Source organism: Ekhidna sp. (genome assembly GCF_965212185.1).
GTDB lineage: Bacteria > Bacteroidota > Bacteroidia > Cytophagales > Cyclobacteriaceae > Ekhidna.
The window spans coordinates 380,303-399,077 of the sequence record NZ_OZ243102.1; the positions used below are offsets into that span (position 1 = coordinate 380,303).

At 38.2% G+C, this 18,775-nt stretch carries 16 protein-coding genes; 4 read left to right on the forward strand and 12 right to left on the reverse strand.

All coding sequences use genetic code 11. The features are described from left to right. From ACOMC3_RS01700 to ACOMC3_RS01740, 9 genes are all read right to left on the reverse strand, one after another. Window positions 1–1,749 (reverse strand): ATP-binding protein, encoded by a 1,749-nt coding sequence (locus tag ACOMC3_RS01700; RefSeq protein WP_420317793.1) that lies wholly within the window; start codon window positions 1,747–1,749, stop codon window positions 1–3. 126 nt (window positions 1,750–1,875) lie between these two features. Beyond that, on the reverse strand, window positions 1,876–2,232 hold the full coding sequence (locus ACOMC3_RS01705) for a DUF1801 domain-containing protein (RefSeq protein WP_420317794.1): 357 nt from the start codon (window positions 2,230–2,232) through the stop codon (window positions 1,876–1,878). Further along, window positions 2,229–2,600 carry a VOC family protein gene (locus ACOMC3_RS01710; protein WP_420317795.1) on the reverse strand — a complete coding sequence of 124 codons (372 nt, stop codon included), beginning with the start codon at window positions 2,598–2,600 and terminating at the stop codon, window positions 2,229–2,231. The genes ACOMC3_RS01705 and ACOMC3_RS01710 overlap by 4 nt, the downstream gene beginning before the upstream one ends. Further along, window positions 2,597–3,235, reverse strand: coding sequence for a GyrI-like domain-containing protein (locus tag ACOMC3_RS01715; protein ID WP_420317796.1), 639 nt, complete (start codon window positions 3,233–3,235; stop codon window positions 2,597–2,599). Before ACOMC3_RS01715 ends, ACOMC3_RS01710 begins: the two co-directional genes overlap by 4 nt. A gap of 88 nt (window positions 3,236–3,323) precedes the next feature. Next, window positions 3,324–3,806 carry a YybH family protein gene (locus ACOMC3_RS01720; protein ID WP_420317797.1) on the reverse strand — a complete coding sequence of 161 codons (483 nt, stop codon included), beginning with the start codon at window positions 3,804–3,806 and terminating at the stop codon, window positions 3,324–3,326. A gap of 4 nt (window positions 3,807–3,810) precedes the next feature. Next, window positions 3,811–4,779, reverse strand: a complete 969-nt coding sequence (locus ACOMC3_RS01725; protein ID WP_420317798.1) for a helix-turn-helix transcriptional regulator — start codon at window positions 4,777–4,779, stop codon at window positions 3,811–3,813. A gap of 46 nt (window positions 4,780–4,825) precedes the next feature. Next, complete coding sequence (locus ACOMC3_RS01730; protein WP_420317799.1) at window positions 4,826–5,701, reverse strand: hypothetical protein; 876 nt, start codon at window positions 5,699–5,701, stop codon at window positions 4,826–4,828. Window positions 5,702–5,992: 291 nt separating this feature from the next. Further along, entirely contained in the window at window positions 5,993–6,559 is a 567-nt protein-coding gene (locus tag ACOMC3_RS01735; protein WP_420317800.1) for a hypothetical protein, read from the reverse strand. 30 nt (window positions 6,560–6,589) lie between these two features. Next, entirely contained in the window at window positions 6,590–6,943 is a 354-nt protein-coding gene (locus ACOMC3_RS01740) for an arsenate reductase family protein (protein WP_420317801.1), read from the reverse strand. 140 nt (window positions 6,944–7,083) lie between these two features. Between ACOMC3_RS01740 and ACOMC3_RS01745 the strand changes: the two genes are divergently transcribed. From ACOMC3_RS01745 to ACOMC3_RS01755, 3 genes are all read left to right on the forward strand, one after another. Further along, window positions 7,084–8,568 (forward strand): ATP-binding protein, encoded by a 1,485-nt coding sequence (locus ACOMC3_RS01745; protein ID WP_420317802.1) that lies wholly within the window; start codon window positions 7,084–7,086, stop codon window positions 8,566–8,568. 85 nt (window positions 8,569–8,653) lie between these two features. Beyond that, window positions 8,654–9,928, forward strand: coding sequence for a hypothetical protein (locus ACOMC3_RS01750; RefSeq protein WP_420317803.1), 1,275 nt, complete (start codon window positions 8,654–8,656; stop codon window positions 9,926–9,928). 7 nt (window positions 9,929–9,935) lie between these two features. Beyond that, window positions 9,936–11,060 (forward strand): pyridoxal phosphate-dependent aminotransferase, encoded by a 1,125-nt coding sequence (locus ACOMC3_RS01755; protein ID WP_420317804.1) that lies wholly within the window; start codon window positions 9,936–9,938, stop codon window positions 11,058–11,060. A gap of 6 nt (window positions 11,061–11,066) precedes the next feature. On the opposite strand, the gene ACOMC3_RS01760 is transcribed toward ACOMC3_RS01755, so the two are convergent. Together ACOMC3_RS01760 and ACOMC3_RS01765 are read right to left on the reverse strand one after the other, a co-directional pair. Then, on the reverse strand, window positions 11,067–14,849 hold the full coding sequence (locus ACOMC3_RS01760) for a PKD domain-containing protein (RefSeq protein WP_420317805.1): 3,783 nt from the start codon (window positions 14,847–14,849) through the stop codon (window positions 11,067–11,069). Between the two features lie 8 nt (window positions 14,850–14,857). After that, window positions 14,858–16,036, reverse strand: coding sequence for a hypothetical protein (locus tag ACOMC3_RS01765; protein WP_420317806.1), 1,179 nt, complete (start codon window positions 16,034–16,036; stop codon window positions 14,858–14,860). 171 nt (window positions 16,037–16,207) lie between these two features. Between ACOMC3_RS01765 and ACOMC3_RS01770 the strand changes: the two genes are divergently transcribed. After that, window positions 16,208–17,578 carry an amidohydrolase family protein gene (locus ACOMC3_RS01770; RefSeq protein ID WP_420317807.1) on the forward strand — a complete coding sequence of 457 codons (1,371 nt, stop codon included), beginning with the start codon at window positions 16,208–16,210 and terminating at the stop codon, window positions 17,576–17,578. Here the strand turns inward: ACOMC3_RS01770 and ACOMC3_RS01775 are convergent. Next, window positions 17,575–18,687 carry a carboxypeptidase-like regulatory domain-containing protein gene (locus tag ACOMC3_RS01775; protein ID WP_420317808.1) on the reverse strand — a complete coding sequence of 371 codons (1,113 nt, stop codon included), beginning with the start codon at window positions 18,685–18,687 and terminating at the stop codon, window positions 17,575–17,577. The two genes, ACOMC3_RS01770 and ACOMC3_RS01775, sit on opposite strands and share 4 nt — an antisense overlap. Between the last annotated feature and the right edge of the window lie 88 nt (window positions 18,688–18,775).

The following is an 18,775-nucleotide window of genomic DNA, read 5'->3' on the forward strand; positions in this document are numbered from 1 at the left end:
TTATTTGGGGAGGGATATTGTGAACGTTGTGCCTTCCCCTAATTTACTTTCCACATTTACATCTCCGTTCAAGCGCTCAATGGCTCGCTTTAATATGTGAAGTCCTAAACCCGTTCCCTCTATTTTCCGATTCACTCTGAAGAACATGGTGAAGATCTTATCAACTGTTTCTTCATCCATCCCAATACCATTATCGGTCGCAGATATTAGAATCTTATTGTTTTCTTCTTTTGCAGAAATTGAAATGAAAGGATTATTTTCTTCTACTCTGGCATACTTTATGCCATTTTCTATCAGGTTTTGAACAATTGTATTAACTAAAGCCCATTCAGCCTCATATTTGATAGTTGGATCAACAGCAATTTTAAATTCAACCTTATCATAATTAGGAAGGAACTTATATGAAGTAATACAGTCATAAATGATTTTTTCAAAATCTATTTCCTGTTTTCTGTCTTCATTGAATGACATCTTAGTAAGATTGAGCAATCCGTCCAGAATGGTATTCAATCGATTTGCCTGCTTTTCATAATCGTCAATAAACCTAAGAGACGTTTCATCTTTCACTTCAAGCTTGGCAACATAAGTAAGGCTCATCAAGGAAGTAATTGGGCCTTTGAGATCATGAGATATTCTGTAGAAAAAAGAGTCAAGCTCCAGTTTCTTTTTCTCGTTTAAATCAGCCTTCTCTTTTTGAACTCTTGCATCTGCCTCAAGTGTCTGCATTTTATTAATTACATCATAGCTTTCAATCACTTTCGCAGTTCTATCATTGATTACGCTCTCTTTTTCATCGATATATTGCTGCAGATATTTAAGTGCTAACTCGTGATTTTTTTGTTTTTTGGCTATTTCATGTAATAATAGGTTTGCCTTAAATTTTATCAGAATGATTCGATGCTTATTACTGTATTCCAGTGCCTTAACAAGTATTTCTTCAGCTTCTCGATCTTTATTCATTTGAATATAGAGAGCACCTCTTTTGTGAAAACACATGGCCAGACCAAGCTTTTCACCCATGTCTCTATGAATTCTTTCAGCTTCCAGAAAATCAGCTTCAGCTTTGTCGTATTCTTTTAGTTGAGTATAAACTTTCCCCCGTCCGTAAAGTGCAAAGGCAAGCCCCCGGGTATCTTCTGTTTCCTTTTTATAAGCAATGGATTTTTCAATCAAACCCATTGCTTCTTTATTCTTCCCTTTATTCAGATAAATTCCCGAAAGAGGGTTGAAAGCATTAGATTGAAGATTTAAATCATTGGCCTTTTGTCCGGATTCAATGGCAGATTTATATGCTTTGATTGCACTATCTACATCACCAAAAAACTCATAGATAGTTCCAATTGACTTTTCTACTCTGGCTTGATTATGATAATCCTCTAGCTTTTTGTACGTGGTAAGGCAGTCGATCAAATAAGTAAGGCCGAGGTTATAATCATCTGTTTTATACAGAGCACCTGCTATGGTATATTTGGCATCCGCAATTCCCTTTTCATCACCAATTTCTTCGAAGATTTCAATTGCTTCATCTGCCATGTTGATGGAAAGATCAAAATCACCAATAATCATATGAAAAAGCGACAAATGAGATAGAGATTTTCCAATACAAGATTTATCATCCATCTCCTTACTTAGGCTAAGAGCTTCCTCAGTAAGTTGGATGCTTGACTTTAAGTCATTAACCCGCTTAAGATAGGCTTCATTCAATAATGAATGAATTTTTGATGTGGTGAGGGTGGATGTGGTTTCCAAAACTTAATTGAATCGTACATAGAAAGATAGTTTAGACATTACATTTTTGTATCAAATTCTGTCCTGGATGATGTTAAATATGGAATAATTAAGTGTATTTACTTACAATATCCATAAGTAAATTACTTAAGATTTTGACTTAGCTAATTCATCAAGTATCAATGCCTCCTGAACAATTTCATCAATTGGTGTTATCGGAATAACTGATACATCATTTAGGTCAATGCCTGAAACCATCTTGCGACCTTTACTTTTTAATAAACCCTGATCGTTAGATAGGTTGCTGCCATTAAGGAAGGCTAATTCTATTCCATCATTTTTAATTGGATTTAAATAACAGACCCATGTTCTTCTAAAATACATGGGAATTTTAAATCTGATTTTTGGGATCAGGTCATGTTGGCTTGTGAGCCGCTGATGTAAAAAGGAAACGATGGCCTTTTGCTGACCATCGAGTCCTAGTATGAAATCTTCAACAGTCATGGAAGTTTAAAATGTGGATTGTAAATCAAGCCGATCACATTCTTCCATGGATCTAATAGAGTCGTCACCTCGATTCCGCCACCCACTTCCCTGATCTCCGTGTGTTCTGTAGCGCCAAGTTTAATAAACCGTTCATGTTCTTTCCTGATGTCTTTGACACCCCAATAGGACTCAATATTATCTGCTCTTTTCTGTCCTACTTTTTCAGGTTGTAATCCCAGCTCGTATCCACCAATATTATAACCTACATAAAAGGGCTCGTCGAAATAGGGATCCGTATCAAAGGCCTTAGTGTACCATGATTTAGCTTTTTCAATATCAGGAACCATATAAATGGTGGTTCTTAAGCCAAGAATATTGTTATTCATTTTTCATTTTTTTTTACAGCGTATCTCAAAATGGTCTTCAGTTTCTCCTCTGGTGTCCTTCTCGGATCACTAAGGTAAATCTCATGATGATATCCGTTTACTTTAAAGCCATTTTCCTGGATAAATTCCATGATTTTGGCTATGGTTGGTTCCTCTTCATAAAAGCTACCAATGTGTAAACCTTGTACAGATAATCCTTCATTTATGAGTTCTAACTTCACTTCATCGTCAGATAAAAGTTCAGGATTTTTAGCTTTCACCTTTTGAATAGCCCGGTAATAGTGATCACCTTCTACAAAATCCGGCATTCTGATAACGATCTTCCAATTCCATTCATCGGGAGGAGTTTGAGCAAACTTATGCTGAGCCTCCAGGCCTCCATCAATCCACCAAAAGCCTTCCATCTTAGGGATGACAAAATCCATATCCTCTGCTTTGCAGATGAATTTGATATTAAATGCCACTGCATAAAGCTTGTCAATTGCCTCTAGAAATTGATCCGATTGTGGATCACATCTTCCAGAAAGTGTCAGGTAATAGTAGCTATCTAAGTCACGGATTTCTGGTTGTTTTCTGGCCTTGTAATAGTTGGGATCTTCTTTTTTTAAATCGATTTTTTCAATTGTTGCTTCCATAATTAATGTGAGTTATATGATAATGAAAACAAAGAAATGAGCTTTAGTGACAGCCCTATGTCACTCGAAAATCCCAGATTAAAAAAAATTATTCAAAATGTGTAAAATCTCTATTCTTTACACTTTCGGGGGTGATTTTTACTCCATTGATCTCTCCAGTATCCCAATCTTGAGTGATCTTCCATTGGCCATCGATTTTTCTCAGTGCTACATGAAATCTACCAACAAATTGTTGGCCATCTTGATTTCGTGTGATGCGATAATAGCCTACTTCGTAGGCATTTTCACCATTAACAGTACGTGTTTCGAATGTGAATTCTATGATCTGATTTTTAGGCAGGCCGTGCATTTTTTCTAGATTTCTGTTTTTGTACTCATCTCCAATAAGTAATCTTCCGGGATTAATGCGCCATACATCATCCGAATGAATAGCATTATACGCTTCACCATCGTTGCTTTCCCATGCTTTGGTAAATGGAATCCAAACCTGTTCATCAATTTCACTTTGAATGTTTTGAGAGAAAACTGTGAGTGAGCAGGTTATTACAAAAATAGAAACTGAAAATTTCATGATTTTATGTTCTAGTTAGAAATGGCGCACTGTGATGCTCAAGTAATTCTTTTGCGAAATTTGCTGCGATACCTTGCAATTCTGATGGTGAGATGATCTCTACTTCATCTCCGTAAGACATCAGCCATCGCGCAAAAAAGTTATAATGTGGAGTGACGAATTTCATTTCATATCTTCCGTTTTCGAGTTTTGTTTCTTCCACGAAACCCATATAATATTTCTGCTCTCCCATAAATCGAGCTGCGGTCGCTGAGGTATGAATGATCGCCTCTTTAGCATCTGTTCCAATAAGAGCTTCACTTAAGAAATCAAGGTAATTGGGGTGACAATTTGGATCAAATGATTCGCCTTGGACAATCACTTTTTGAATACGATCTGTTCGGAAGTCTCTGAGATCTTGTCTGAGTCTGCAAAAGGCAATGAGATGCCACCGACTTGAATAGTAGACCATTCCAAGTGGCTCTACTTCTCGATCGGTAGTTTTGTCATTGTAGTGTGAATAGTAGTTCATTGAGAGTACCCTATTGGTAGCTATAGCCAGCTGAATTTCGGCGAGGTGAGAATCGGGCTGCTGCATGGGTACTGGACTGGGTCTGATGGCTATCCTGTCTTCAAGGTTATCAAGAAATTCTTTATCTGAATATTTCAATACCGCCTTGATCTTATACATGGCTTTATTAAAAGCATCGATGGTTTGAGGATCTGCGCTACGTTCAATGAATTTAGCACCTAAGAGAATGGCACTTGCTTCTTCTTTATTGAATACAACTGGTGGCAAACGATAGCCCTCGACGATAAAGTATCCTTGACCAGCATCACCGCCAATAGGTACTCCGGCATCAATCAATGATCGAATATCTCTGAAAATGGTTCTTCTTCCTACTTCAAACCTATCTTCAAGTTCAGAGATAGGAATTCTAGGCTTCCCCTGAAGATGAATGAGGAGTGCATTGAGTCGGTCGATTCGGTTCATGAGAGAAAATTATATTATTCTCTCACGAGATTAAATCATTTTTAGTTTAATGATTTTTTGCTGTTAGTAGTTGATCGGTAGTTATGTTTTGTCTAAGGAAATTGAAACCTTCCCAAAAAGATTCATCAAGTTCATCTTGTGCACGATCAAATAGAGGTACCTCATCCTGAAAGAAAACTTCATGTTCAGGAAATTTACTAACAACTTCCAGTTGATCCATTATTAAGGTAGCATCATATTGATAATGATTATCAGATCCTTCACCATGGAAATGAACGTTTGTAAGCTCATATGCGCCACTTCTATAGGTAAATTCTTCCGTCCAAGTAATGTTTTTCCAAACCCGGGACTTTATAATTATCGGTTGATATTCAATTTTGACAATGGCATAGCTATTCTTATCCACATAGATTCGTCCCATGGTAGTCCCATGCTCTTTTCTAGGTTCAAATTCAACAATTGCCACATCAGATCCTTTAAAGGTGTCATCAGATGAGTAACTAAATTTATAATCATCCCGATGCTTCTCATCCAGGAATGAATTTGGTCGCCATATGGATGAACGGGCCATATCGCTGGCATTGCCAAGCAACAAGCTTTCGCTATCTACTTCTTTGAATACTTTCTTGCGTGCCTTTATTGGGCTCACATATGCATTTTCAGTTTTATTAAGATTGCATGGAATGTAAATGTCAACGATTCCCTCCGCTAAATAATAAACGGAAGCTGAATCAGATACAGATTCCTTATAGTAGCCAACTTTATGGAGCCTACTCATTTCATAATTAATATGAAATCGGTCAAATACAGTTTCCATAAGAGCATGCCCTTTTTCAAGACGCATCTCCATGGAGTCATTCTCCTTACCATTTCCTTGAATGGCAAATAGACTTAATATGAGTACAAGTGTGTTAAGTGTCATACCTATAGTGTTTGGTATGATACAAAAGTGTGACGGAATTTGACCACATTTAATCCATAGATTCACATAATTCTATATAAGTAATCTACCTAACACGTTATAACCGCTTTTACTTAAAGTGATACTTTAAGCCTTTTAATGTTTCAGTGTAGTTTTTTACTGACAATAAGTTTGAACGTTTCTAATCACAATTATATCTATCAAAGCTTGGTTTTTATCGATAGTATTTAAAACGTAGAGAAGTCCAACTTATGAAGTATAGTGAAATAAACCATGCATTAAAATGACCAATTATGGATTTTTTACCTCGATTGTCAAAAAACCAATTAAAGTGCCATCAATGTTTTTCTTTAGATCAGCCAAGAAATGTTGATCACTGCCATCAATAAATCGTTTACCCATTATTCCTGTGTATTGCTTGAAATGTATGTCATAGGCTTCTGGTTTTGCTCCAAAGAAAGAAGTGTGGATGTGACGATTATCTGTCGAACTTCCATAATCACCAGGTAGTATAGTGCTCACTAATATTCTGCCATTCGAATCACTTATTGCATCCCCGTTTAATCTGGCTGTTGATTCATCTCCTGCTATTTCTGGTCGATAATCTCCATTGATGTTGGTATGATAAAAGTGCACCTGCCTATTTACAAGAGGAGCTTTTGTTATTTTATCAACAAAAGTCAAGCAAAGGGTAAGAGGTTCTCCTGGTTCTGATTTATCCGCAATTGATAGCTTATGTTTCTGATCTAGTTTTTTAAAACTATCGAAATCACGTTTTTCTGCCGATGAGATGGAATTAATTGTTCGATCAATTCCGCATGAGCTAAGTAATAGTAATAGCGTGAAAAATTTAGGCATGCTGAATAAACGAACGATTTTGAGCGATGGTTAGCTTAGGTGATTTTGCATTGAATCAATGACCTTCTTTGAATTACCAATAAATATTTGATCATTGACAATGAAAACTGGTCGTTTTAAAAAAGTGTATTCATCCTGAATAAGCTTTCTATAATCATCCTCTGAAAGATTTTTGTCACCCAGACCCATCGATCTATACTTCAATGCTTTTCTTGAAAAGAGCGATTCATAAGTGCCACTTCTTTCTTTCATTTCATCAATTTGGTCAAACGTCATTTGATCTGTTTTTATATTCTGTTTTTCAAAATCAGAGATCAAAGGACCTAATTCATCCATGATTCGCTTACAAGTAGTGCATGTGGATAAATAATATACTTTCTTCATATTCTAAAGATTAATAGATGGCTAGGGGTAAAAATATGTTGTGAACGTTTGAAGCAAAAGTGATTTAGCTTATTAAGTTAAAAGTTGGCCAGAATCATAGTTTCCATTCCTAATTATCTTGCATGTAAGATTTTTTATTGTTGACTTCCTTAGAATTATCCATAGACGACATTTCAATTCTTTTTTCCTCGATTTTTTTAATAATGGGGATCAACAGCTTATTGCTGTATTTTGTATTAAGAAATAAGGTCTTTATTCATTACTGCATCATGATTTTTGGGCTATCTGCTCATATTTCATTGCCGATATTCCGTGAGAACCATTTAGATTTTGTTGGCAGTATTTCAATCGTAACGGCAACTACTGCTGCACTGGGAGGATTACTTTTTACCCAGTCCTTTATAGGGATCACCAGATCGAAATACCCCAGGCTTACCGGATTCTATAAGTTCTTAGCAGTGATTGCTTTAGCTATAATAAGTATTCAGCTTATTAATATGCTGGCCATTGATAGTCTTTCGCTAAGTACCAACATTTCTTATGTGGCTGCATTAATTGCGATGTGTACTTCATTGCTGAATTTCTCAGTTGGGCTTATTCTTTGGAAAAAGGAATTGCTAGCTAGGCTCTACTTTTTTACCAATTTACCGATGATCGCATCAGCGATAGCTTATACGTTCATTTGGTTTTTGGTTCAAAAAGAGTTGATAATTGGAACTGCTGATTTGCGTTTGATTATTTACATCGGCATGACGTTACAAATGGTCTTATTTTCTGTGTTTGTGGGTTATAAAATCCAGAAAGCAGAGAAACAAAGAATTGCTTTAGAACACCGTATTAATAAGAAGCTAAAAGATGAGGTAGAAAAGCAAACGAGATCCCTTAAGAAGGCTATGGCAGAGTTGGAAACTCAAAGAAATGAACTCAAAGAGACTAATGAGCTCAAAAACAAATTATTTTCATTGGTAGCTCATGATCTACGTAATCCGCTCCAAAACTTATCCAGTCTTGTCGATTTAATGGGAGATCATGTCTTAGAGCCCAAACAGATAAAAGAATTTACAGAGCAAACGAAATTGGGTCTTTCGGAAAGTTTAATGGTGATGGAACGATTACTTTATTGGAGCTCTAAGCAGCTGGAAGGAATACAGGTGCAAAAGGAAGTATGTGATTTAAATAAAATCATCAGCGAACTCAAAAAAGAACTGAATACCAATTTGACCAATAAGAAAGTTAGTATTGAATCATCCCTCAAAATTGAAAAAGTTTCATTTGATAAGGATATGCTGAGGGTTGTTTTAAGAAACCTTATTTCCAATGCTATCAAATTCAGTTATGAAGGCAGCAAAATCAAAATCTCATCAGACAAAAGAAATTATTCCGCACATTTAGTTATACAAGATTTTGGAGTTGGAATGAATCCATCCTGGTATGATGATTTAATTAAATCTGGCAAACCTGATGTTAAAAAAGGAACTAAAGGGGAAAAAGGAAATGGATTTGGTCTCTTAATTACAAAAGATTTTGTAGAAATGAATGATGGAACATTAAGATGCGAGAGTGTTGAGGGGCAAGGAACTTCTTTTACCATCGAGGTGCCAGTAAGTAAGTCAAGCAATTCTTAATCCCTAACATTAACAAAATACTTTTTTGAAAACCACTTAATCTTTCAATTGAGTAACTTTCCAATCAACCTAATAATATTCAACCATGAGAATAAAGAGCCTTTGGATGCTACTTCTGATATCAATTGTAGCCTGCCAGCCTACAGAACAACCAGCGACTATGGATTCGATAGCAGAAAAATATGTCAAACTCATGCTGGATATTGGTCAGTATGACTCTGATTTTGTAGACGCTTACTATGGACCAGAGGAATGGAAGCCTCAAAATAAGAGAGATACTTTTCCATCTGCAGATTTCCTTGTTAGAGCAAATGAACTGATTAGCCAAATTCAATCTGTGGAGGGAGATAAGGACAGAAAATTGATGCTTGTTAAGCAATTGATTGCTGCTCGAACCAAAGTGGAGATTATTAATGGAAAAGTTTACTCATTTGACGAGGAGGCTAAACTTTTGTATGATGCGGAACCACCATCATATGAAGAATCATATTTTGATAACTTATTGATGGATTTAGAGAATGCTTTGCCAGGAGAGGGAAGTTTAGCTGACCGATATAATGAATTTGTAAATCAGTTTATTATTCCTAAAGATCAATTAGATACGGTTTTTCAGACGGCAATCACAGAGGCAAGGAAACGTACAATGGCCAGATATGATCTCCCTGAAAATGAAAATTTTGTACTGGAATATGTGATCGACAAAAGCTGGTCAGGCTATAATTATTATCAAGGGAATAGTCAGAGTCTCATTCAGATCAACACAGATTTACCTATTAAAATAAGTCGAGCAATCGATTTGGCTTGCCATGAAGGATACCCAGGTCACCATGTATTCAATGCACTTCTGGAGCAGAATTTAGTTAATAACAAAGGATGGAAAGAATACTCTGTGTATCCGCTTTTTTCTCCTCAATCACTAATAGCAGAGGGAAGCGCCAATTATGGTATTGATGTGGCTTTTCCGGGAGATGAGAGAATACAATATGAAAAAGAGATTCTGTTCCCTCTGGCTGGTTTGGATGCTTCTATGGCAGATAAATATTATGAAGTGCAAGGCCTCATTGGTAAACTCAGTTATGCCGGAAACGAAGCAGCTCGGATGTATCTCAATGGTGAGATCAGCAGGGAAGAAGCTGCAGATTGGATGGTAAAATATCAATTAAATGAGCCTGAGCGAGCGTTACAACGAACACGATTTTTTGATCAGTATAGAAGCTACGTCATCAATTACAATCTAGGCAAAGACCTGGTTGCTAATTATGTTGAATCTCAAGGGGGAACGGCTGACCAACCAGAAAAACGCTGGGAGGTTTTCAAAGAACTCTTAAGTAATCCCAACACTGCGAGTACCATTCAATAATATCTTTATGAGCATCACCCGAAGAGATTGGATACGGCAAAGTTTATTGGCATCAACCACCATGCTGGTTGCCGGACCTCACATAGCACAAGGTTGTGCCAGCGAACGGCTCCAAGATTTAGGTGAAAAAGACGGGTTGATTCTGCTTAATTGGAATGAGAATCCGTACGGACCATCGGATACAGCCATTCAGGCAGTTAATGACGCCATGAAATATGCCAACCGATATCCTGACGAGCAGATAAATGAGCTAAAAGAAAAGCTGGCTAAGAAGAATGGATTAAAGCCTGCTAACTTTCTTTTGACCGCAGGTTCTACTGAGGTATTGAGTTTACTTGGCCAGCATGTTGGTCTACAAAAAGGTGAGATTGTTACTCCATTCCCAACCTTTCCAACAGCACTTCAATTTGGTCAAAGAGCAGGAGCGACCATCAAAAAAGTAAAGTTAGATTCAAATGATCGCATTGATTTGGATCAAACACTGGATGCCATTTCAGACAAAACCACCATGGTGTTCATTTGCAATCCCAATAATCCTACAGGAACGGAGTTAGCGACAGATGATCTAAGAGCTTTCTGTCGAGAGGTGCCTGAAAACGTTCTGATCTGTGTGGATGAGGCATATGTGGAGTATTCTAATGCAGGGATGAGTGGTAGTATGGTTGGTTTGATTAAAGAGTTACCGAACCTGATTATTTGCAGAACTTTTTCTAAAGCATATGGCCTTGCAGGGTTACGAATGGGTTATGCCATATCAAATGTGCGTAACATCCAGGCTTTGAGAGAACGTCATTTAGGGGCCGAGATTTCTACAGGCTGGCCTCCTCTAGTAGCTGCAACAGCTGCTCTTGATGACCCTGAATTTATCAATAAATGTGTTGTAAAAAATGCTGAAGGGAAACAGATTATTTTTAATGGGTATGATAAATGGGGAGTAAAGTACAACCCCTCCTCCACCAACTTTGTTTACGCAAGAGATGATCGTTTTGAAAAAGATTTAGTAGCCAAAATGCGAGCGAAAGGAATTTTGATAACCAAATGGCCAACCATGACCAATCACTTTCGAGTGAGTATTGGTAAACCAGAGCATATGCGAACGTTTGTAGAAACGGTCGCTGAGTTTTTGGTTTAAGCCAGACTATCGAATGATTATTTTTTCCTGCGCTGTAAAGGATTCTGAACGTACAATTACCAAATAGGTCCCACTCTGTAATCGAGGCAATTCGAATAATTTTTTAGAGGTATTATTTAAGGATTTGTTGTAGAAAATTTTACCAGTAAGATCAATGATTTCTACTTGGTAAGTATCAGCATCTGCCATTCCAAAATCTAAATTGACATGACCATCACTAGGATTTGGATAAAGGCTAATGCCGAATGAATCCAGAAGATCCAATCCAGTAATTGTGAAAACCACTTCTTTACAAACCATAACTTCCGGGCATTGATTAACTGCAGTCAAGCAAATAGTATATGTTTTGCCTTCATAATCTTCAAAAGAAAAATCCGGACTTATTGCAGAGGAGGTTCCTTCACCTGCAAAATCCCATAAAAAATCTACTCCTGATCCCTCTGATAGGTTGATAAAACTAACATTTGCTCTTTCGAACAAATCTGTCTCATAAGAGAAATCAAAATCAACAATAGGGGAAGAATCTACTTGAACCTCCTTTGATTCTTCAAGGACTTCTGCATCAGGAGTGGTTATTGTAAGGCTTACCTGATAGGTGCCACTAGTGGAATAGGTGAACAAAGCATCCTCGGTTGTGGCATCCGTTTCTCCATCTCCATCTAAATCCCACGCGTAGGTTGATGCATCTGGAATGTTCGATGATGTGTTTTGAAAATTAGCTTCAATTCCTACGCATGAGGCATCAGTGGTAAAGTCCACCGAAGGGCCGCTTCCACTTTCAAGAACTTCAACAGTTTTAGAGAATGTAGTTCCACATCCTTGATTATCTGAAATAGTAAGAGTGGTTGTGTATTCTCCGGCAGTAGGAAATGTAAAAGTTGTTCCTTCTTTGGTTGTGGCATCTTCTACGCCATCTGATTCAAAATCCCATGACCAGGTTGCTGTAGAATCTATGTTGAATAGCTCGACCTCAAAAATAGTGGGTGACCCAACAACAACTGGTTCGGCACTAAATACCACAAATTGTTCAGGCTTAATCTCTACTTCAACTCCTGTGCTGTCTGCGCAAGCTCCGTTTTGAACTACCAGAGCAAGCGTATGAAGACCCGAGCTATTGAAAACGTGAGTAATATCTCCTGCATCCGTGCTAATCTCATTGCCATCCGCATACCATTTATAAGAGGCATCTGAGGCAAGTCCACTACTTAAGTCAATGAGGTTAATTACCTCTCCGGCACAGGCCAAGAGGACATCAAAATCAGCAGTTGGAGCCGCATCTATATCAATATCTTTTGTTTCAGTTAAAACTTCTGTATCAGGAGTGGTAATGGTAAGACTGACTTGAAAGGTGCCTTCTGCTGAATATGTATGAAGAGCATCTTCAGAAGTAGCATCGACCGTTCCATCTCCATCAAAATCCCACTCATAAGTAGATCCGTTAGGGATATTGGTTGATAGATTTTGAAAGGATGCCTCTATGCCGAGGCAAGAAGCGTCAGTAGTGAAATCTGCATCAGGATCATTTCCATTGGATAGAACTTTTATCAATTTTGAAAATGTGGTTTCACATCCTTCTCCATTGGAGACGGTAAGCGTGGTAGTGTATTCACCGATTGCAGGAAACGTAAATGTTGTATTCTCTTCAGTCGTTGCATCAATCACTCCATCTGTTTCAAAATCCCACGACCAGGAGGCATCTGATTCTACGTTTAATAATTCTACCTCGTAAACGGTTGGTGATCCGACGATTACCGGCTCTGCACTGAAAGCTACAAATGGTTGAGGCTTGATATCTACTTCAAGGCCAATACTGTCAGCACAAGCCCCATTTTGTACTATCAAAGCGAATGTATGCAGGCCAGAGGTATTAAAAACATGGGTGATATCTCCGATGGTTGTACTTATTTCTTCACCATCAGCAAACCATACATAAGAGGAATCATTTGTAAGACCACTTTGATCAATTAGGTTAATTGTTTCTCCAACACATGCAAGAATTGCATCAAAATCAGCAGTAGGAGCAGAGCTGATTATTATCTCTTTGGATTCAGTAAATACTTCAGTGTCAGGAGTAGTTACTGTAAGGCTAACCTCAAACGTGTCGATTGTAGCAAATGTATAGGTAGCATCTTCGGTGGTGGCGTCTGTTACTCCATCCTCGTCAAAATCCCACTCATACGTAGATCCAATAGGCATGTTGATGGACGTGTTTTGAAATGAGGCGACAATGCCAACACATGATGCATCTGTACTAAAATCTGCGGTTGGATCACTGCCATCAGAAAGGACTTTGATTACTTTGGAGAATGTGGTCTCACATCCTGCTCCATCTGAAATGATTAGTGTAGTTGTGTAGTCACCAATTGCTGGAAATGTAAATGTTGTATTCTCTTTAGTCGTTGCGTCAATCACTCCATCAGTTTCAAAGTCCCACGACCATGTGGCATCCGTATCTACGTTGAACTGTTCCACTTCAAAGATGGTCTCTGATCCGACGATCACCGGTTCTGCACTGAAGGTAACAAATGGCTCAGGTTTGATGGTTATTTCCTGCCCCGTGCTGTCAGCGCAAACTGCACCATTTTGGATGGCCAAAGAAAATGTGTGTAATCCGGGGCGATCAAAAATATGACTGATGTCACCTTCAAAGGTGCTTATTTCAACTCCGTCAGCATACCATTTGTAAGAAGCATCACCTAGAATTCCAGTACTCTGATCTGTCAGACTAATTGTTTCACCTACGCAAGCAGCCAGGATATCAAAATTGGCTATCGGACAATCTCCGTCAATCATGAATTCACGTGTTTCTCCAAATCCCCATCTACCATTCGCATCTTGTGCTCGGATTGTAATCGTGTGCGTACCAATTGGGTAGCTGTCCACCAATTCTAGCTGAATACTGGTGATATCTATAAGTGTTCCTGAAGTAATATCTATTGGGATGCCATTGCCTGTTCCAGGATCTTCATTGATGAAATATTCCATTGCTGCAATTGGCAAAATCTCATTTGAGGAATTATTTATATTCTGAATGAAAAAAACTCTGGTCTCCGCCATTCCCCATTGCTCATCGGTATTCTTGGCTCTCACGGAAACTGTATGAAATCCATCTTCAATGGCAGCAATTGTCAATGCTTCGGTAATGTCAATACTCAAACTTTGAGTCACAGGAATGTCTGTACCATTTCCTTGTCCAGGGTCTTCATCAATAAAATATTCAACGGCTGATATCTCTGCTGGACTGGATGGTGTTAAATCTTCTAAATTTTGGATATAAAAGGGTCTGGTTTCAGCAAAACCCCATTGTGAATCTGTATTTCTGGCACGAACACCAATGGTATGAAAACCATCCGAAAGGGCTGCTATATCCACAATATCATTTACGTCTACAGTAGGTCCACTTCCAGATAATGTTATACCGTTACCAACCCCAGGGTCTTCATCAATAAAATATTCCAACGCGTTTATATCGGCAGGTGGTGGATTACTTACACTCGAATTGGGTTGAATGTAAAATAATCTCCTTTCATGTAGACTCCAATCACCATTTTCATCCTGTATTCTGATTCCGAGGACATGCACACCATTGGTCAAGCCCATAGATGAAGTGGCTATGGTGAAGTTTAGGTCAATAGACTGGCCTTGTGTGATTGATACCGGAAAAGGCGTACCCATACCAAGTCCAGGGTCTTCATCAATGAAGTATTCAGCAGCTACAATGTCTGCTGGTTGAGCAAATCCCCAGCTTAAGGAAAGCAGGAATAGTATCGAGTAAACTATTCTTCTCATGGCTCCTCCTAGTTGGACTTAGCCTGCACACTTACATCCAGATCGTCATCGGGATTGATAACTGTGGAAACATTGAAAGATTCAATGGTAGGAAGGCTTGAAGTCTTCAAGGAAAAGTTTGGAGTCATAGGATAAGGTCCGCCAGTGATGCCAATATCCGACCCATCACTTCCGGCATCTACTGCAGCTGAAAGTGGATCGAGACTAAAGTCGTATGATAAGGACCAGGTATTTAAGACTGGTATTGTTCCATTAAAATCAGGTGAAATGCCTTCAAGGTTATTGGCATTTCCTGAATTACTCACTCCACCACCAGAAGGGGGTAATTCGTTATTTCCCGTTTCAAATGATAGGTTGTTGTCAAAAACATTACGCTGAAAATTAGTAGATGTGCTAGCACCACCCGAAGTGAGACTTGGTGTTCTACCATAAAAAATATTATTAGAGACCAATGCGTCGAGCATTATCGTAGAAAATGCATTGTTCGATCCATTTTGACCGATGAAATTATTGTTTTGAATGATTAGCACGTCACCCTCTGAGTATTTTCTAATCCCTGATAGAATAATATTATTTTGTATAAAAGCATTGTTTGGATTTGAAGATTCAAATGAGGTTAGGCCTTGCAATAAATTATTTCTAATAATCACCCCATCCACTTCTCGCTGGAAAGTGATCCCACTCGTAATTTGGTTATCGAAAATGACCATGTTTGTCACCGGAATTGTATTTGATGTAGATGTTTGCCAGGTAATAGAAGTGATTAAATTATTATGAATGGTTACAGTATCAAGCGTGAAAACAGGACCGCCATTTGTATTTCGTGTCAGATATATATTGGATAAATGAAGTCCTGTAATTGTACTTTTAGAAGCATTTTCGGTGTTATCAGAATTTGATCGTAGGGTGATATTAGTTATTCTGGAAGAGTGAGGTAAATCTTTGGTAAGATTGAATCCAATGCCTATTAAGTGTAATTCTTTTTCCACAACAATACTACCGTAAGTGGTGGGACTGGGCTGAACATAAATAGAATCTCCTGCTGAAGCTGCATCAGCAGCTGCTTGCAGTGTGGCGTATACATTATCCCCTGTTGGAGCATTGGAATTATTATCAACTATACGGACAGTTTGGGCAGCAACAGATAGAGTAAGCCCAAGAAGGATTGGAGTGAGTAGCGTTTTCATGATGGGTGATTTATAATGAAACCTTATTCAATTTAAATAATTCTGACCTCAAAATCCACTTGTTGTTATTCGCACATCGAAATTTTGACGCTTTTAGTTAAAAGCCGCTAGTGGAATACCTCTTTGTTTGTTCTGCTGATACAACTACTTTCAGTTAAAATCAAAAGAGTTATGAATTATTTATACTCGCTATTATTCTTATTTATTGCCTGTTCGGCTCCAATCCAGAATCCACAATCTGAAGCTTCTTATATCATCAAAAATGTCAATGTCATTGATGTGAGAGATGGATCTATCGGCCAAGAAATGGACGTGATAATTGCCGATGGTAAAATCAGCTCGATAATAAAATCTGATGATTTTGAAACAAATGCTCAGATAATTGATGGAACGGATAAATATCTCGTGCCCGGTTTGACAGAGATGCACGCTCACATTCCTTCGCCACAATGGGGTCGCGATAATACCAATGAAACCCTCTTTCTGTTTTTGTCAAATGGGGTTACTACCATTCGCGGAATGTTGGGGCATCCGGCTCATTTGGAACTTAGAGAGAAGGCAGCAAACAATGAAATATTGAGTCCTAGGATATTCACGTCTAGCCCATCCGTAAATGGAAACACGGTAAAATCGGTAGAGGAGGCCATAGAAAAGGTGACTAAGTATAAGAATGATGGATATGATTTCTTGAAAATACATCCCGGCTTAACTCGAGAAGTTTTTGATCAGGTGGAGGCTACTGCCAAGGAGGCAGGAATAGGATTCTCCGGTCATGTTCCTGTTGATGTAGGCATCCGACATGCGATCAAAAGTGGGTATGGCACCATCGATCATGTAGATGGGTTTTTGGAAGGATTGGTTCCATCCGAATTTGATGTCAACCCCAACGAAAATGGATTCTTTGGGTTCAATTTTTCTCATTTGGCTGATACAGGCATGATTGATGAGCTAGTGGCTTTAACTAAATCTCACGAAGTGTGGGTAGTTCCTACTCAAAGCTTATTTGTTCGATGGTTTTCACCTGTTCCACCCGAAAAAACCGTTGAATTAGATCCAGACTTTAAATACATGCCCAAATCTACAGTTGACCAATGGGTTCGTAGTAAGCGGAGCTTGATTCAAAGCCCAGATTTCTCAATTGAGAAATATATAATCTTTACAGATATCAGACAACAAATGATTAAAGCACTTCATGAAAATGGGCACGGATTGCTGCTTGGATCTGACGCTCCTCAGGTGTTCAATGTTCCTGGCTTTTCTATCCATCATGAACTAAAATCAGTAGTTGATGCAGGCATTAGTCCATTAGAAGCTATCCAAACAGGAACTATCAATCCAGCAAAGTTTTTTGGAATGGAAGGCAAATTTGGCGAGGTGATCGAAGGAGCAAGTGCAGACCTTATACTTTTGGATCAAAATCCACTAGAAGATTTAAAGAACCTCAGAAATCCTGTAGGGGTAATGGTAAGAGGCCAGTGGCTTGACAAAGCTACAATAGATCAGAGGCTTGCCGAGATTGCAGAAAGAGCCAAGGACATTTAAAATTTACTGGTTGCGTGAACGAGTTGCGCTGACTCAACATCTAGTTTTATGAAATTGTAGCCATTCCAAAAGGCATCAGAAAAATCCTCAACTGCTTCTTCAAAAAAGGAATATTGAGAATTCAGCAACCGGTATTCATTGGGAATTTCATCAATAACAAAACATTCGTTGACCACCAAAAGCGCATGATAATTAAATTCATTATGAGTGCTGGTCCCATCAAAAGAGACACTAAATAGCTCATAAATACCATTACGTTTTTCATATTCTTCTGTCCAGGATACGGACTCCCAGAAAGCGTAATCCTTTAGGATTGGAAAATACTCAATTTTGAGGATGGCATGGCTTTCGTAATCTACGTAGATTTTGCCGCTTGTATTACCCTTTTTGTTGATCGGTTCAAAGTCTATAATGTATACTTCATGATCACCCATGTTCGTGTAGCCGGAATATTGATAATCGTAATTAGTTCTGTTTTTTGGATGTAGAAAAGAACTCTTTCTCCAAATGGAAGATTGAGCCATATCGCTGGCATTTCCTCCCAGGACTTCATTGATAATATCTATCTGGCGAAATACTTTTTTGCGTGTGCGAATAGGTCTAACCAAGGCCTCATTCAGCTTATCTACATTGCTTGGAACGTAAATATCCATGATCCCCTCTGCTATATAATACATAGAGTTCCAATCAGACATGGACTCTTTGTAATAGCCAATCATGTGTAGCCGATCCATTTCATAATTGAGATGAAATCGATCAAAAACTGTCTCCATTAAAGACTTACCTGTCATCACGACCACTTCTTCCAATTGAATGGTGGAGGGCTCAAGGTAAATGGTGTAAAAATCTTTGATATTATGAAGCTCTTCCTGATACACTTCGTATCCCATGTAGGAGATTTTCAACTCTTCGCCATCTGAAATTTCTTTGGCAGAAATTACAAACTCTCCGTCAATGTTGCTTATGTTAATCACATCTCCAACAACAACATGGGCGAAAGGAATAGGCTCATTCGTTTCTTTATCCTTGATAATTCCTTTGATCGAAGTGGGATCATTGTTGAACAAGAATAATGCGAGCAAGAATAAGGGCGATGATGCAAACGACATTAATGTAAAAAGGTGATTATCCTATAAAATTACAGGATAATACTTAAATATTATCAAATGATAATAAAATATGATGGGTGGTGGCTGT

Coding starts and splice junctions, on each gene's coding strand:
- ACOMC3_RS01705 (WP_420317794.1), bottom strand. CDS start 2,232: ATGACTGTTGAAGATTTCATACTAGGACTCGATGGTCAGCAAAAGGCC.
- ACOMC3_RS01710 (WP_420317795.1), bottom strand. CDS start 2,600: ATGAATAACAATATTCTTGGCTTAAGAACCACCATTTATATGGTTCCT.
- ACOMC3_RS01715 (WP_420317796.1), bottom strand. CDS start 3,235: ATGGAAGCAACAATTGAAAAAATCGATTTAAAAAAAGAAGATCCCAAC.
- ACOMC3_RS01720 (WP_420317797.1), bottom strand. CDS start 3,806: ATGAAATTTTCAGTTTCTATTTTTGTAATAACCTGCTCACTCACAGTT.
- ACOMC3_RS01725 (WP_420317798.1), bottom strand. CDS start 4,779: ATGAACCGAATCGACCGACTCAATGCACTCCTCATTCATCTTCAGGGG.
- ACOMC3_RS01730 (WP_420317799.1), bottom strand. CDS start 5,701: ATGACACTTAACACACTTGTACTCATATTAAGTCTATTTGCCATTCAA.
- ACOMC3_RS01735 (WP_420317800.1), bottom strand. CDS start 6,559: ATGCCTAAATTTTTCACGCTATTACTATTACTTAGCTCATGCGGAATT.
- ACOMC3_RS01740 (WP_420317801.1), bottom strand. CDS start 6,943: ATGAAGAAAGTATATTATTTATCCACATGCACTACTTGTAAGCGAATC.
- ACOMC3_RS01750 (WP_420317803.1), top strand. CDS start 8,654: ATGAGAATAAAGAGCCTTTGGATGCTACTTCTGATATCAATTGTAGCC.
- ACOMC3_RS01755 (WP_420317804.1), top strand. CDS start 9,936: ATGAGCATCACCCGAAGAGATTGGATACGGCAAAGTTTATTGGCATCA.
- ACOMC3_RS01760 (WP_420317805.1), bottom strand. CDS start 14,849: ATGAGAAGAATAGTTTACTCGATACTATTCCTGCTTTCCTTAAGCTGG.
- ACOMC3_RS01765 (WP_420317806.1), bottom strand. CDS start 16,036: ATGAAAACGCTACTCACTCCAATCCTTCTTGGGCTTACTCTATCTGTT.
- ACOMC3_RS01770 (WP_420317807.1), top strand. CDS start 16,208: ATGAATTATTTATACTCGCTATTATTCTTATTTATTGCCTGTTCGGCT.
- ACOMC3_RS01775 (WP_420317808.1), bottom strand. CDS start 18,687: ATGTCGTTTGCATCATCGCCCTTATTCTTGCTCGCATTATTCTTGTTC.